The sequence below is a fragment of the Pseudoroseicyclus sp. H15 genome (genome assembly GCF_054353345.1).
In genome coordinates this window covers 156,902-170,943 of the sequence record NZ_JBTHJE010000006.1, presented here as the reverse complement: position 1 = coordinate 170,943, position 14,042 = coordinate 156,902, and the positions used below count along the sequence as shown (strand labels likewise).

General features: G+C 67.9%; 18 protein-coding genes. 10 read left to right on the top strand and 8 right to left on the bottom strand.

Features of this window, described 5'->3' with window-relative positions:
• Window positions 1–3 precede the first annotated feature (3 nt).
• Both ACXN5S_RS14730 and ACXN5S_RS14725 read left to right on the top strand, forming a co-directional pair.
• The gene (locus ACXN5S_RS14730; protein ID WP_458606221.1) at window positions 4–549 is read left to right on the top strand and encodes a sigma-70 family RNA polymerase sigma factor; all 546 of its coding nucleotides are present in this window, start codon (window positions 4–6) and stop codon (window positions 547–549) included.
• Window positions 546–1,229 carry an anti-sigma factor gene (locus ACXN5S_RS14725; RefSeq protein WP_458606220.1) on the top strand — a complete coding sequence of 228 codons (684 nt, stop codon included), beginning with the start codon at window positions 546–548 and terminating at the stop codon, window positions 1,227–1,229. The genes ACXN5S_RS14730 and ACXN5S_RS14725 overlap by 4 nt, the downstream gene beginning before the upstream one ends.
• Window positions 1,230–1,243: 14 nt before the next feature.
• Here the strand turns inward: ACXN5S_RS14725 and ACXN5S_RS14720 are convergent, their stop codons facing one another.
• A complete protein-coding gene (locus ACXN5S_RS14720; protein ID WP_458606219.1) occupies window positions 1,244–1,540 on the bottom strand; it encodes a DUF6958 family protein in 297 nt (98 codons plus the stop codon).
• 219 nt (window positions 1,541–1,759) lie between these two features.
• Here ACXN5S_RS14720 and ACXN5S_RS14715 point away from each other — a divergent pair, with 219 nt between their 5' ends.
• The 5 genes from ACXN5S_RS14715 (at window position 1,760) to ACXN5S_RS14695 (ending at window position 4,963) form a co-directional block, all read left to right on the top strand.
• Window positions 1,760–2,311 carry a fasciclin domain-containing protein gene (locus tag ACXN5S_RS14715; protein WP_458606218.1) on the top strand — a complete coding sequence of 184 codons (552 nt, stop codon included), beginning with the start codon at window positions 1,760–1,762 and terminating at the stop codon, window positions 2,309–2,311.
• Window positions 2,312–2,499: 188 nt separating this feature from the next.
• On the top strand, window positions 2,500–2,976 hold the full coding sequence (locus ACXN5S_RS14710) for a TspO/MBR family protein (protein ID WP_458606217.1): 477 nt from the start codon (window positions 2,500–2,502) through the stop codon (window positions 2,974–2,976).
• Between the two features lie 132 nt (window positions 2,977–3,108).
• Entirely contained in the window at window positions 3,109–3,882 is a 774-nt protein-coding gene (locus tag ACXN5S_RS14705) for a gamma-glutamyl-gamma-aminobutyrate hydrolase family protein (protein ID WP_458606216.1), read from the top strand.
• A 35-nt stretch (window positions 3,883–3,917) separates the two neighbouring features.
• On the top strand, window positions 3,918–4,145 hold the full coding sequence (locus ACXN5S_RS14700) for an N-(5'-phosphoribosyl)anthranilate isomerase (protein WP_458606215.1): 228 nt from the start codon (window positions 3,918–3,920) through the stop codon (window positions 4,143–4,145).
• A gap of 131 nt (window positions 4,146–4,276) precedes the next feature.
• Complete coding sequence (locus ACXN5S_RS14695; protein ID WP_458606214.1) at window positions 4,277–4,963, top strand: D-lyxose/D-mannose family sugar isomerase; 687 nt, start codon at window positions 4,277–4,279, stop codon at window positions 4,961–4,963.
• 85 nt (window positions 4,964–5,048) lie between these two features.
• Here the strand turns inward: ACXN5S_RS14695 and ACXN5S_RS14690 are convergent, their stop codons facing one another.
• From ACXN5S_RS14690 to aptA, 3 genes are all read right to left on the bottom strand, one after another.
• Complete coding sequence (locus tag ACXN5S_RS14690; RefSeq protein WP_458606213.1) at window positions 5,049–5,501, bottom strand: GNAT family N-acetyltransferase; 453 nt, start codon at window positions 5,499–5,501, stop codon at window positions 5,049–5,051.
• A 207-nt stretch (window positions 5,502–5,708) separates the two neighbouring features.
• Window positions 5,709–6,890, bottom strand: coding sequence for a kynureninase (gene kynU, locus ACXN5S_RS14685; protein ID WP_458606212.1), 1,182 nt, complete (start codon window positions 6,888–6,890; stop codon window positions 5,709–5,711).
• Between the two features lie 206 nt (window positions 6,891–7,096).
• On the bottom strand, window positions 7,097–8,407 hold the full coding sequence (gene aptA / locus ACXN5S_RS14680) for an omega-aminotransferase AptA (protein WP_458606211.1): 1,311 nt from the start codon (window positions 8,405–8,407) through the stop codon (window positions 7,097–7,099).
• Between the two features lie 135 nt (window positions 8,408–8,542).
• Here aptA and ACXN5S_RS14675 point away from each other — a divergent pair, with 135 nt between their 5' ends.
• A complete protein-coding gene (locus tag ACXN5S_RS14675) occupies window positions 8,543–8,986 on the top strand; it encodes an SRPBCC family protein (protein ID WP_458606210.1) in 444 nt (147 codons plus the stop codon).
• The gene (locus ACXN5S_RS14670) at window positions 8,961–9,296 is read left to right on the top strand and encodes an ArsR/SmtB family transcription factor (protein WP_458606209.1); all 336 of its coding nucleotides are present in this window, start codon (window positions 8,961–8,963) and stop codon (window positions 9,294–9,296) included. The genes ACXN5S_RS14675 and ACXN5S_RS14670 overlap by 26 nt, the downstream gene beginning before the upstream one ends.
• Here the strand turns inward: ACXN5S_RS14670 and ACXN5S_RS14665 are convergent.
• Genes ACXN5S_RS14665 through cobO form a run of 3 tightly spaced genes read right to left on the bottom strand, consistent with a single transcriptional unit; the run spans window position 9,293 to window position 11,350 of the window.
• Window positions 9,293–10,021, bottom strand: a complete 729-nt coding sequence (locus tag ACXN5S_RS14665) for a class I SAM-dependent DNA methyltransferase (protein ID WP_458606208.1) — start codon at window positions 10,019–10,021, stop codon at window positions 9,293–9,295. The genes ACXN5S_RS14670 and ACXN5S_RS14665 overlap by 4 nt on opposite strands.
• Before the next feature lie 16 nt (window positions 10,022–10,037).
• Entirely contained in the window at window positions 10,038–10,739 is a 702-nt protein-coding gene (locus ACXN5S_RS14660) for a creatininase family protein (RefSeq protein ID WP_458606207.1), read from the bottom strand.
• The gene (gene cobO / locus ACXN5S_RS14655) at window positions 10,739–11,350 is read right to left on the bottom strand and encodes a cob(I)yrinic acid a,c-diamide adenosyltransferase (RefSeq protein ID WP_458606206.1); all 612 of its coding nucleotides are present in this window, start codon (window positions 11,348–11,350) and stop codon (window positions 10,739–10,741) included. The genes ACXN5S_RS14660 and cobO overlap by 1 nt, the downstream gene beginning before the upstream one ends.
• 159 nt (window positions 11,351–11,509) lie before the next feature.
• Between cobO and ACXN5S_RS14650 the strand changes: the two genes are divergently transcribed.
• Complete coding sequence (locus ACXN5S_RS14650; RefSeq protein ID WP_458606205.1) at window positions 11,510–12,694, top strand: MFS transporter; 1,185 nt, start codon at window positions 11,510–11,512, stop codon at window positions 12,692–12,694.
• A gap of 29 nt (window positions 12,695–12,723) precedes the next feature.
• Here the strand turns inward: ACXN5S_RS14650 and ACXN5S_RS14645 are convergent, their stop codons facing one another.
• Window positions 12,724–13,905: an alpha-hydroxy acid oxidase gene (locus tag ACXN5S_RS14645; protein WP_458606204.1), complete on the bottom strand. Its 1,182-nt coding sequence runs from the start codon at window positions 13,903–13,905 to the stop codon at window positions 12,724–12,726.
• Window positions 13,906–14,042: the final 137 nt, after the last annotated feature.

Sequence of the window (14,042 nt, the reverse complement as noted above, 5' to 3'; positions counted from 1 at the left end):
TCCATGGCCACGCGGGAGGAGGTGGAGCACTGGATCGGAAGATGCGCCCTTGGCGACCGAAAGGCCTTCGCCCAGCTTTACGATGCGACAAGCGCGAAACTCTTCGGAGTGGCCTTGCGTGTCTTGAATGACCGGGCAGAGGCAGAAGAGGTATTGCAAGAGGTCTATGTGCGCATCTGGCATAACGCCGGGCGCTATTCTGCCAATGGCCTGAGCCCGATGTCGTGGCTCATCACCATTGCCCGCAACAAAGCGATCGACAGGCTGCGCGCCCGCAAGGGTGGCGGTCGGGGCGACATGGACGAGGTCGCCGATCTCGCCGATGCCGCCCCCGGGCCGGAAGCGCAGACGATCGCAGCCTCGGAAGCGGCACGTCTGCAGGCCTGCCTGGAGACCTTGCCCGACGGCCGTGCAGATGCGGTGCGCCGGGCGTATATGGAAGGCGAGACCTATGCCGAGCTGGCGGAGAGGTTCGCCGTTCCGCTGAATACCATCCGCACCTGGCTGCGCCGGGGGCTGATCGCACTGAAGGAATGTCTGGCGGTATGAGCGACGTGAGTGGAACATATGGCGACGATCCGCGGCTGACGGCCGCGGAATACGCCCTAGGTCTGCTCACCTCGGCGCAGGCGAGGGCGTTCGAGCAGGATATGGCGGGCGATCCCGCGCTGGCCGCCGAGGCAATGGCCTGGGGTGAGCGGCTTGCGCAGATGGCCGAGGCAGAGGTGGACCCGGTCTCACCGCCCGCGCATCTGCGCCGGCGTATCGAGACGCGCCTGTTCGGCTCTGGCCGCCGCCGCGCCTGGTTCGGCCTGGGTGGCGTCGTAGCCGCGGCCATCGTCGCGCTGGCCATTGTCTTCGGGCCGCAGTTGATGCCGGGGCAGGGGCCGGTCGATCAGGAATATGTCGCCACCGTCGCCTCCGACGATCAGACCCTCGTCGCCACCGCCGCGTATCATGCCGATCTCGGTGCGCTGCGCGTGCTGCTGCAATCGGGTGAGGCGCCCTCTGGCCGCGTGCTGGAGCTCTGGGCGATCGTGGGCGACGAGGCGCCGGTCTCGCTCGGCCTGATCGACGCGCCCGAGCAGATGCTGGCGCTTTCGCCGGAGCTGGCGGCCTCGCTGCCGACCGGGCTGCTGCTCGCCATCACCGATGAGCCGCCCGGTGGCGCGCCCAATGGCGAGCCCACCGGCTCCGTCCTCGCCGCAGGCCCGCTCACTGCCGCCTGAGCCTCTGCCGGCCCTCAGGGCCGGTAGAGCCGAACCGGCGGCTTGTCGGCGCGCTTGAGTTGGCCCTTGGCCTCGAGATCGAGCTGCACGCATTTCAGCCACCAGCCGGCCTTGTCTCCCCCGGGGAAGAGGCCCTCGTCGAGCTTCGGCAGCAGCGCCTCCTTCAGCGCCGCTGGCGTCGCGCCCGGCGGCTCACTCGGCACCACCTGCATCAGCGCATCACGCATCGCTTCGTACTTGGCGCGGTTCACGCGGGTCACCCGCCCCGGCGAAGTGGCGTTCTCCACCTCGATCTTTTCCTCTTCGGCCACCTGACCCTCCACGCTGGTTGAAATTTGCGGGTAGCCTACAGGCCCGCTCGCCAAGTCTCGAAATTTATTTCGACGCTATTTCAGTTGGTTATGAGAAAATTGGCCGGGTCAGCGCATTTTTCTTGGCTAATCTGAAACTCCCCTCCGCCGGCTCCCGTGTCTTTGGGCAAGGTCGCAGCGATGGGCTGCGGCTAGCAAAGAGACAGATGGAGGTTCTACATGTTCCGCACGACAGTCACCGCTCTCGCCCTGACCGCCGCCACTGCCACCGGTGTGGCTGCCCAGGATAACCCCACCGTCGGCGGCGCGCCGATGATGGCCGACATGAACATCGTTGAAAACGCGATGAACTCGCCGATCCACACCGTGCTCGTCGGCCTCGTCTCCGCCGCTGGCCTTGCCGACACGCTGCAGGGCGAAGGCCCGTTCACCGTGTTCGCCCCGACCGACCAGGCCTTCGCGCCGATCGGCCAGGAAACGGTCGACATGCTGCTGATGCCTGAGAACCAGGAAACGCTGCAGGACATCCTGCTTTGCCACGTGGTTGGCGCCGAGGCGACCTCGACCGCCATCGTGGGCATGATCGAAGATGACGGCGGCCGTCACCCCGTTCCGACCCTCGGCTCCTGCACCCTGACCGCCTACATGGAAGACGGCATGGTCAAGCTTGAAGACGAGAACGGCAACGTCGCCACCGTCACGACCGCCGATGTCATGCAGTCGAACGGCGTGATCCACGTGATCGACACCGTCATGATGCCTGCTGGCTAAGCCAGCATGGCGGAGGGCCGGACGCGTGCGTTCCTGTTTGGCCTTTGGAGATGTGCGGCGGATCGGTACCCGTTCGTGCATCTCCATTCTCCCCTCCCGGAGATGGAAGAGGCCCGGAGCATTGCTTCGGGCCTTTTTTCTGTTGTTCGGCGATGCATCCAACCGGCGCGGCAGCGCGTATATGCGATATGACACAAGCAAGCATCACCCGCCCGCGCAACTGGCTGAGCCTGGCCCTCTTCATCATCGTCGTCGTGGGCGTCGGCTCGCTCATCGGCGTCTTCACCGCACCCGACGATTGGTACGCGGCGCTGGACAAGCCCTTCTTCAACCCGCCGAACTGGCTCTTCGGCCCGGTCTGGACGGTCCTCTACATCTGCGTCGGCGTCGCCGGCTGGCGGACCTGGCAACGGGCGCCGCGCAGCGGGCGCATGGGCCTTTGGGGGGCGCAGCTGGTGGTGAACTGGTTCTGGTCGCCGGTCTTCTTCTCGCTGCACCTGCTCTGGCCCGCGCTCGCCGTGATCGCGCTGATGTGGGTGCTGATCGTCGCCTTCATCTGGCAAAGCTGGCGGACCGATCGCGTCGCGGCCTGGCTGTTCGTGCCCTACCTCGCCTGGGTCTCCTTCGCCTCGCTGCTTAACCTGTCGCTAGCGATCCTCAATTAACGAGGGTGATGAAAAACTGCGCCGTGGCGGGGCTTTGGCCTGCCGCCGCGGCGCGAAAGCGGGCCGGGGCCTTTTCCAGCCCGGCCGGCGGGCCTATGCTGGGGCGATCCAGGGCAAGGCGGGGAATGGCAGATGGCACGGCCGATCATCGGGATCATTGGCAATGCGACGCTGGTGAACGACAGCTACCTCACCCAATCCGCCGGCATCATGAATATCGAGGCGGTGGCTCAGGTGACCGGTGGCATGCCGCTTGTGGTACCTGCCGACCCGGCCTTCGTTTCCGTCCCCGAGCTGCTGGAAAGCTGCGACGGTTTTCTCTTTACCGGCGGGCGCCCGAATGTGCACCCCGAAGAATATGGCGAGGCGGAAACGCCGGCGCATGGCGCCTTCGACCGCAACCGCGATGCCGTGGCCCTGCCGCTGATCCGCGCGCTGGTCGAACGCGGCCAGCCCTTCCTGGGCGTCTGCCGTGGCTTTCAGGAGGTGAACGTGGCAATGGGCGGCTCGCTCTATCCCGAGATCCGCGATCTGCCCGGGCGTGACAATCACCGCATGCCGCCCGATGGGACGATCGAGGAGAAGTTCGCGCTGCGCCACAAGGTGACGCTGACGGAGGGCGGCCCGTTCCACAAGCTCTTCGGCGCGACCGAAGTGATGACCAACACGTTGCACGGGCAGGGCATCAACCGGCCCGGCCAGCGCATCGTCATCGACGGGCACGCCCCTGACGGCACGCCCGAGGCGATCTATGTCGAGGGCGCGCAGGGCTTCACGCTGTCGGTGCAATGGCACCCCGAATACCGGGCTGCCGAAGACCCCGTCTCGCGCCCGCTCTTCGAAGCCTTCGGCGAGGCGGCCCGCGCCTGGGCCCGCGGCAGCCAGCCGCTGCGGATGAGCGCTTAGGCAAGCGTTTACCTTGATTGGGGAGGGTGGGTGTTATGCCTGCTCTGCCACCCTTCACCGAAGAGACTTTCTTCGCCGAGCTGTTCGCCAGCCGCCAGGCCAGCCTCGGCGGTGTCGTCCGCCGCAAGGTGCGGGATGTCGACCGCTATGTCGGGCGTCAGTGTTTTATTGACGAGATGACCCGCCGGGGCTTTCAGGTCGTCGAGAATGCGGGACAGTTCGTGATCTTCTGCAACCGCGCCCCGATCCGGCGTGTTGTCTGACCTCGCCGCTGGCGCCACGAATTCCGCGCGGAATTCGTTACGGAAATCGCGCGATTTCCGTGGCTCTCACGGCGAAGCTCTTGCTCCTTTCCGGCGTCTCGCGCATTTCTGGCCCGACAGGGAGGGACCGCATGAAACGCTCTCGCATCAATGCCATTATGGCCGAAGCGGATGAGATGATCCGCTCGCACGGCTTCATCCTGCCGCCCTTCGCGCGGTGGAGCCCCGATGACTTCAAGGCCCGCGCCAGCGAGGCGGCGCATGTCATCGCCGCCCGCTGCGGCTGGGACATCACCGATTACGGCGCCGGCCGCTATGACGAGATGGGGCTGTTCCTCTTCACCCTGCGCAATGGCCGGCTGGCCGACCTGCAGAACGGCACCGGCATGTGCTATGCCGAGAAGCTGCTGATTTCGAAGCAGGATCAGCTCTCACCCATGCATACCCATGTGCTGAAGGCCGAAGACATCATCAACCGCGGTGGCGCGACACTGGCGGTTGAGCTCTACGGCTCCGACGATCAGGGAAGCTTCGCGGAGGACAGGGACGGTCGCGTGCTCTGCGACGGCATCGCGCGCGACTTTGCGCCCGGCGAGATCCTGCAGCTGGCGCCGGGCGAGAGCGTGACGCTGATGCCGGGCGACTGGCATGCCTTCTGGGGCGAGGGCGGCGATGTGCTGATCGGCGAGGTCTCCACCGTGAACGACGACGAGACGGACAATATCTTCCGCGAGCCGATCGGGCGGTTCGCGAAGATCGAGGAGGATGAGGTGCCGGCGCATCTGCTTGTTTCGGATTATCGCAGCTGGCTGGGCTGAGGCGCGGGCGGAGAGGGCAGAGGGGGCGCTGCCCCCGCCTTCGGCCCCCCGGGATATTTTGAGAAAAGCGAGAGCAGACGGGAGGCTAGAGTTCGGCGTAGTACCAGCGGGCGGGCAGGTAGGGGCCGAAGCCGGCCTTCTGGTAGGCGCGGCGGGCGGGGGCGTGGGAGGTATCGCCGCCGGTGCCGACGGTGGCGACCTTCATGCCGCGCGCCTTCATCTCGGCCAGGGCCCAGCGGTACATCGCGGTGCCATGGCCCTGGCCGGCAAAGCTGGGGTCGATGGCGTTGAGGCCGATCTCGCCGACCTTGGTACTGTGGTTGAGGAGCAGCGTGATGAAGCCCAGCGTCCCGGCGCCGAGACGGGCGACATATAGCTCTTCCAGGCTGGCGGCGCTGAAGATGCGCTGCAGATCGGCCTGCTGGTCAGCCTCCGCCTCGGCCAGCGCCACGCCGGCGATGCCGGGGCCGGTGATCTGGCGGAAGCTGGCGAAGACCGGCGCGAAGGCGGCTGCGCGGATGGCCTGCAGCAGGGCCATGTCGGCTGCGCGCGCCGGTCGAAACGTCAAGCGCCCCATGCGCGGCACGTGAAGTTCGCCGCCGGGTGGCGCCGGGCGCAATGGTCCCGTCTGTTCTCTTGTGGCGGTCATCCCGCACCCCCGATCTACCCCGTCGGCAGAATGGGGCGGAGGGATTAGCGAAGAGCAAACGGCCGGATTTGATGAAAACCGCGGTGCAACGCGCTCTCAGGTCACGCTGGCGCGCGTCGCATAGGCCGGGTTTTGCCAGAGCTTCTGGTGCATCACATCGGCCAGGGTTGCGACGGCGAGGTCGATCTCCTGCTCGTCGATATAGAGCGGCGTGATGCCGAAGCGGATGAGATCGGGCGCGCGGAAATCGCCGACGACGCCGTGGGCGATGAGTGCCTGCATGATGGCGTAGCCCTGCTCGTGGCGGAAGCTCACCTGGCTGCCGCGCGCCTGCGGATCGCGCGGCGAGGCAAGCTCCAGCTCGGGGCAGGCGGCCTCGACACCCGCGATGAAACGCTCCGAGAGGTGGATCGAGGCGGCGCGCAGGGCCTTCATGTCGACGTCGTCCCAGGCGTCGAGCGCGCAATCGAGCGCCGCCATGGCCAGGATTGAGGGCGTACCGATGCGCATGCCGCGGATGCCCTTGGCGCCGTGGTAATCGAGCTTGAAATGGAACGGGTCGGCATGGCCCAGCCAGCCGGGCAGGGCGTTGTGCAGGGCGCCATGGTGCCGGTCGGCGGCCCAGATGAAGCCGGGCGCGCCGGGGCCGCCGTTGAGATATTTGTAGGTGCAGCCGACGGCGAAATCGGCACCGGCGCGGCGGAGGTTCACCTCCAGCGCACCGGCGGAATGGGCGAGATCCCACAGCGCCAGGGCGCCAACGGCCTTGGCGGCGCGGGTGAGGGCGACCATGTCGTGCAGGCGGCCGAGGCGGTAGTCGACCTCGGTGAGCATGAGCACGCCCACCTCCTCCGTCAGCGCGGCCTCCACCTCTTCCGGTGCCACGACGCGCAGTTCATGGCCCTGGCCCAGCTGCTCCAGCAGGCCGCGCGCCATGTAGAGATCTGAGGGGAAATTGCCGCTGTCGGTGAGCACGACCTTGCGGTCGGTCAGCCGCAGCGCTGCAGCGAGCGCCTGCCAGAGGCGGATCGACAGCGTGTCGCCCACGATTACCTCGCCCGGGCCCGCGCCGATGAGGGGGGCGATGCGGTCGCCGAGGCGCTCGGGCTGGGCGATCCAGCCGGCGCGGTTCCAGCCCGAGATCGCCATCTCGCCCCATTCGCGGCGCATCACCTCTTCCATCCGCGCCGGCGCATGGGCGGGCAGGGGGCCGAGGGAATTGCCGTCGAGATAGGCCTGGCCGTCGGGCAGCAGGAAGGCGTCGCGCTTGGGCAGCATTGGGGCAGGTCCTCGAACAGCTGGCATGTCTAGTGAGCGGAAGGGGCGCCTGTAATCAAGGTGAAGGGTGGTGTCACGCCCCGCCTTCCCTCCGCCTGCGACATTTTGCGCTCCTTGCGCGCAGATACGCTGAGCGCGGGGGCAATCCTGCGCGGAGGCGCCGGCACCAAGCGGATGGGGGGGGCGGGGCATGACCCCGCCCCCGGTCACCGCGTCAGGTAGGCGCGCCAGAGCTCGCCGATGCGGCCGATATCGTCTTCGGTCAGGATCAGCGGCGGCGACATGGCGCAGCTGTCGCCGATGGGGCGCACGATCAGCCCCTCTTCCCAGAGCGCGAGGTAGGCGGCACGCCCGGCGGCACCGACATCGCCGTCCTGCTCCAGCTCGACGGCGCCAAGGAGGCCGAAGTTGCGGATGTCTTTCACGCCCGGCAGGCCCTTCAGCCCGTGGAGCATATCCTCCCAGACCGGCGCGACCTGTCTGACGTTCTCGAAGATCTCGCCGTCGCGATAGGCATCCATCGTGGCGATGGCGGCGGCGCTGGCCAGCGGGTGGCCGGAATAGGTGTAGCCGTGGAAGAGGTCGGGCATCGCCCGCGGGCCCTGCAGGAAGGCCTCTCGCACATGGCTCGGCACCAGCACGCCGCCCATCGGCACGGTGGCATTGGTGATGCCCTTGGCGCAGGTGATGAGATCGGGGGTCACGCCGAAGGCCTGGTAGGCGAAGGCTTCGCCCGTGCGGCCGAAGCCGGTGATGACCTCATCGAACACCAGAAGGATGCCGTGCTTGTCGCAGATCTCGCGCAGCCGCTCGAGATAGCCCTTCGGCGGCGGATAGACGCCGCCGGCGCCGACGACGGGTTCCACGAAGACGGCGGCGATGTTCTGGCCGCCATGCATCGCGGCGATGCGCTCCAGATCCTCGGCCATTTCGGCGCCGCTCTCGGGCTGGCCGCGCGAGAAGCGGTTCTCTTCCGTGCCGGTGTTCCGCATGTGGTGAACATGCGGGTAGAGCGGCCCGAACTGCGCCTTGTTGAGCGGCAGGCCGGCCAGCGAGGTGCCGCCTACATTGATGCCGTGATAGGCCTTGTCGCGGGCGACGAGCAGGCGGCGGCCGGCCTCGCCCTTGGCGCGGTGATAGGCGAGCGCGATCTTCATCGCGGTGTCGACGGCTTCGGAGCCGGAGTTGGTGAAGAAGATGTGGTCGAAGCCCGGCGCCAGCGCGACGACGCGGTTGGCGGCTTCGAAGGCGATCGGATGGCCCTGGTTGAAGTTGTGGGCATAGTCCAGCCCGGCCGCCTGATCCTGGATCGCCTTTGTGATGCCGGGATGGGCGTGGCCGGCGTTGCAGCACCACAGGCCCCCCGTGCCGTCGATCAGCTCGCGGCCCGAGGCATCCGTGTAGTGGATACCCTTGGCGCCCGTGATCATCCGAGGGTTGTCCTTGAACGTCCGGCTGGGCGTGAAGGGCATCCAGAAGCTGTCGAGATCGTTCGGGGCGCGGGCGGTATCGGGCATGGGATCCTCATCATATGTGGAGTCGGAGCGACCCTAGACGCGCCCCGGCGCCGGCGAAAGGGGGTGAGATGTGCAACGAATAGGTTGCATGTCTGGCCTTGATGTGATCAGGTTGACGCAACCGGGAGGTTGCATATGACGGATGCTGTCACGACGGACATCTTCATCGACGCGCCGAGGGCCCGCGTCTGGGCGGCGCTGGCGGATGCGGAGCCGTTCGGCCGCTGGTTTCGCTGCCGCTTCGCCGGGCCTTTCGTGCCGGGCGAGCGAATAGAGGGCACGCTGGAAGAGCCGGGCCACGAGGGCACGCCCTTCTGGGTGCAGGTGACGGCGATGGAGCCGCCCGCCCATTTCGCCTTCCGCTGGCCGTGGGGCGAGGCAAGCGATCTGGCACAGACGACCCTGGTCACATTCCGGCTCGTCGAAGAGGGGCAGGGCACGCGGGTGACCATCACCGAGAGTGGCTTCGATGCGATGCCGGAGGGTCAGCGAGCCACGATGGCCGAGCGCAACGCCGAGGGCTGGAAGATCCAGGCCGGGCGCATCAAGGCGCATGTCGAAGGTTCGGATGCCGGCTGAGCTGGCGGCCACCTTCGCCGCGCTGGGTGATCCGACGCGGCTGGCGCTGGTCGAGCGGCTGATGCGGGCAGAGGCGCTGTCCGTCGGGCAGTTGGCCGAGGGGCTGCCGATGAGCCGCCAGGCCGTCTCGAAGCATCTGGCTGTGCTGGCGGAGGCCCGGCTGGTCGTGGGGGAGCGCGAGGGGCGTGAGACGCGCTACCGGCTGCAGGCGGAGAGGGCCGCCGAGGCGGAGGGCTTTCTTGCGGCCGTCGGTGCCAAGTGGGACAGGGCGCTCGGCCGGTTGAAAGAGCAGGTGGAGGGGGAGGGCTAGGCCCGCGCCTCGACCCAGAGCTGGGCGGGGAACTTCGCCCAGGTCTCGCGCTCGCGCCAGGGGCTGGTGGCCACCGGCTGCGGCTCGATCACCCGGGTGATGGCGAAGCCGGCGTGGCGCAGCGCCTCGGTGACGAAGGTCAGGGGCTGCGTCCATCCCGCCTCGTCGAGCGCGAGATCGCCGCCTTCCAGCCGGGTCACCCGGCGCTCGCGGGCGAAGTAGCTCTCCTCCCGGATCAGCCGCGCGGCGCCGCCTTCGCCCTCGATCTCGGCGCCGGCCGTGAAGGGATGGGGCAGGGTCAGCACCAGCCGCGCGCCCTCGCGCATCAGGCGCCGGGCCTCGGTGAGGGCGGGGGCGGGCTTGTCGAGCCGGGTGATGACGTCGCACATGAGCACCAGGTCGAAGCTGGCCGTGGCAAAGGGCGCGCGGGCGGCGGGAGCGATGGCATAGGCATCGGCAGAGCCCTTGTCGCGCGCCGCGGCGATCATCCGCTCGACCGGGTCGAGAGCGGTGACGTGATAGCCAAGCGCCCTCAGCAGAGCCGAGACGCGCCCCTCGCCGCAGCCGATGTCAATTGCCGCGCCGGCGCCCGGGCCGATGAAGGCGCGCAGGGCGCCCTCGTAGGCCCAGTAGGGGTCGTGGCCGGGGGCGCGGGCCCAGCGCACCCAATCGTCTGCCGCCGCCTCCCAATGGGCTATGTCGGCGCCCTTGCGCGAGAAGATCATCGGTCGCCCGTCGACGTCACGCCCAGTCGCCCTCCAGCAGCGCCCGCGTCTCTTCCACTGCGACGGCCCAGAGCGCGGCCATCTCGTCATCGCTCTTCTGGTAGTGCCCGCCGTAATTGCCGTCGCCGATCAGGGCGCGCACACCGGCCGCGTCGCGGTCTCGCAGGCGGTTGAAGGGGACATAGGGCTTTTGCTCCGGCGGCACCGGGCGGCCGGGCAGGCGGGTGAAGGGGAAGTTCTCCATCCAGCTGGCATGGCTCGCCACCGGATCGATCTGCTGCACCTTCTCCCAGGTCTTCGGTGCCCGCCACCAATCGTGAAAGCGGCAGCGCGCGCCGGAATGCGACGCCATCCATTCCGCCGTCACGGGCTGCACGGGCGTGTTGCCGCCATGGCCGTTGACGATGAGGATGCGGCTAAAGCCGGTGGCGTAGAGGCTGTCGAGGATTTCGCGCACCACGGCGGCGTAGGTGGCAAGGCTGAGGCTGACCGTCCCGGGGAAGGCCATGAAATAGGGCGTGATCCCGTAGGCCAAGGCTGGGAAGACCGGCACGCCCAGCGGCTCCGCCGCCTCCGCCGCGACGCGTTCGGAGAGGATGTTGTCGGTCGCGAGGCTGAGATGCGCGTGCTGCTCGGTGCTGCCGAGGGGCAGGACGCAGCGGTCGTCGCGCTCAAGATAGGCCTCGACTTCGCCCCATGTCGCCTCGGCGATGCGCATCAGAACTCCACACCTCTCTGCGCCTTCACGCCGGAGCGGAAGGGATGTTTGACCAACTCCATCTCGGTCACCAGATCGGCGGCCTCGATGATCTCTTCCGCCGCGTTGCGCCCGGTGAGCACCACATGCGTCATCGGCGGCTTCTCGGCGGCGAGGAATGCCACCACTTCGGCGGCGTCGACATAGCCGTAGCGGATAGCGATGTTGATTTCGTCAAGAAGCACCATGTGCCGCTCGCCCGAGGCGATCAGCTCTTTCGCCTTGGCCCAGGCGGCCTGCGCCATCTCGGTATCGCGGGCCTTGTCCTGCGTCTCCCAGGTGAAGCCCTCGCCCATGGTGTGGAAGTCGCAGAGGTCGTCGAAGCGCGACAGGATCAGGTCGCGCTCGCCGGTGGACATGCCGCCCTTGATGAACTGCACCACCGCGCAGGGCATCTCATGCGCGATGCAGCGGAAGATCATGCCGAAGGCGGCGGTGCTTTTGCCTTTGCCCTTGCCGGTATGAACGATCACCAGCCCCTTCTCGCCGGTCTTGGTGGCCATGATTTTCTCGCGGGCGGCCTTCTTCTTGGCCATCTTCGCGGCGTGGCGGGCGTTCTCTTCGTCGCTCATTCTGGGCCTCCTTTGCTACTGCCAGACTGGCCCCTGTGCCCGGCGGCAGCAAGAGCGGGCGCGCCCTTGCACGGGGCCGGCGGCGATGGCAGAGCAGGCGGAACGCCCGATGGGCCGGCCTGCGGGCTGGGGAGGCCCGAGGGCAGCGGGGGGCGAGCAATGACATTTCTTGAAAGCCTGCGCCTGGCGCGGGCGCCGGGTTCGGCGCTGGCGGCGATCGGCATCTTCTGGGGCGGGCTGGCGGGGCTGATGCCCGACGTGAAGGCCTCCGTCGGGGCCAGCGACGGGCAGATGGGGGCGATCACGCTCTGCTCGGCCTTCGGCTCGGTCACCTCGATGTATCTCGCGCCCCGTCTCGACAAGGTGCTCGGCCCCGCCGCGCTTCCCTTCCTCGGCCTGGGGATGGCGCTGGCCTTCCTGCTGCCGCTGCTCGCCGGCGGCGTCGTGGCGATGGGGGCGCTGTTCTTCGTGATGGGCGCCGCCGTGGCGCAGCTCGACATCAAGGCCAATGTGCGGATCGGCTCGCTGGAGAAGGCGCATGGCGGGCATCTGCAGAACCTCTGCCACTCGATGTTCTCCTTCGCCTTCGCCATCGCCGCCTTCTCCACGGCCCTGATGCGCCGGGCCGAGGTGGGGCAGGGCACCATCACGCTGGCCCTGACGCTGGCTGCGATGGCCTTGGTGCCGCTGCTGATCACCCGGCGCGGCCCCGACATCCCGCAGGAGGCTCCTTCTGCCGAGGCGGGAAGCTCCGGGCCGCGCTGGGGCGTGATCGGGCTGGTGTCGCTGGTGCTCTTCGCCTCGTTCGTCGGCGAGAACGCGACCGAGGCATGGTCGGCCATCCATATCGAGCGCACGCTCGGCGGCGCGCCGGGCAATGGCGCCTTCGGGCCGACGATGCTGGGGCTGACCATGGGCTTCGGCCGCATCACCGGGCAGATCTGGGCCGCGAAGTTCGGCGAGGAGCGGCTGGTGCTCTTCTCTGGCGGGCTTGGCGTAATCGGTGCGCTCATCGTCGCCGCCGCGCCTGCGCCCTGGGTGGTACTGCTCGGCGTGGCCTTCATGGGCCTCGGCCTGGCGGTGCTGGTGCCCACCGCCAACTCGATGCTCGGCAAGCGGGTCGAGCGTGAGGAGCTGACCCATGCGCTAAGCCGCGCCTGGATGGGCGGCATGGTGGGGTTCTTCGTCGGCCCCGCGCTGATGGGCGGGCTGGCGGAGCTCTTTGGCCTGCGCATCAGCTTCGCCGCAGTGGCGGTGATGATCGGCCTGGTGATCCCGGCGGTGATGATGCTGCGCCGCTACCCGGTGCTGCCGAAGCGCCTGCGGGCGGACGCGGCGGCGTAGGGCGGGGTGGCGGCGGGCTGAAGCCCGCCCTACGGGTTCAGCTGCCAGCGGCCTTCGAAATCTTCCGGCACCAGCAGGATCTCACGGCCCACGTCGCTCAGCTGTCGGTGGCCGCAGAAGGCCATCGAGATATCCAGCTCCTTGCGCAGCAGCTCCAGCGCTGTCGTCACGCCGGCCTCGCCCATGGCGCCGACGCCGTACACATAGGCCCGGCCGATCATCGCCGCATCGGCCCCCATGGCCACGGCGCGCAGGATGTCCTGGCCTGAGCGGATGCCGCTGTCGATCCACACCTCGGGCCGCCGCTCCAGCCCCTCGAGCGCGCGCAGCACCGACGGCAGCACGCGGATCGACGATAGCGCCCCGTCGAGTTGCCGCCCGCCGTGGTTCGAGACGATGAGCGCGTCGCAGCCCACCTCGGCCGCCAGCTTGGCATCTTCGGCATCGAGGATGCCCTTCAGCACGAACTTGCCGCCCCATTTCTCGCGGATCCGGCGCACCTTATCCCAGTCGAGCGTCAGGTCGAACTGCTCCGCCGTCCAGCTCATCAGGTTGGCGAGGTCAGAAACGCCGGAGGCGTGGCCGAGGATGTTGCGGAAGTTGCGGCGCGGGGTGCGCAGCATCTCCAGCGCCCAGCGGGGATGGGCGGCGATGTTGGCGAGGTTCTTCGGCGTCAGCCGGGGCGGGGCGGTGAGGGCGTTCTTCAGATCCTTGTGGCGCTGGCCGAGCACCTGCAGGTCGAGCGTCAGCACCAGCGCGGTGCATCCCGCCCGCTTGGCCCGCTCGATGATGGCATCGACGAAGGCCTCGTCTTTCATAACGTAGAGCTGAAACCAGAAGCCGGGGCCGGCATGCTCGGCCACATCCTCGATCGAGGCGATCGACATGGTCGACAGCGTGAAGGGCACGCCAAAGGCCTTCGCCGCCCGGGCTGCCTTTATTTCGCCATCTGCCCTTTGCATCCCCAGCATGCCGACGGGGGCGAGCGCCACGGGCATCGCCACCTCTTCACCCAGCATACGCCCCGCGACAGAGCGGTTCGACATGTCGACGGCGACGCGCTGCCGGAAGCGAAGTGACCCAAAGTCACTTGAATTGTCACGGAAAGTCTGTTCCGACCAGCTGCCGCTTTCGCAGTAATCGTAGAACATGCGGGGCGTGCGCCGGGCATGCAGGCGCTTGAGATCGCTGATCTGAGTGACGACAGGCATGGTGCGGCTCCGCTGTCTTCAGACCGTACAATCGCCCCCCGCAGGCCGCAAGTCGGCCTGATTTTGACGGTTTATTTCCTTGTCAGGGCTCTCGATTCATCGAGCGTTGACGCAGGTGTTGTTTGTGTTTGCCCGAC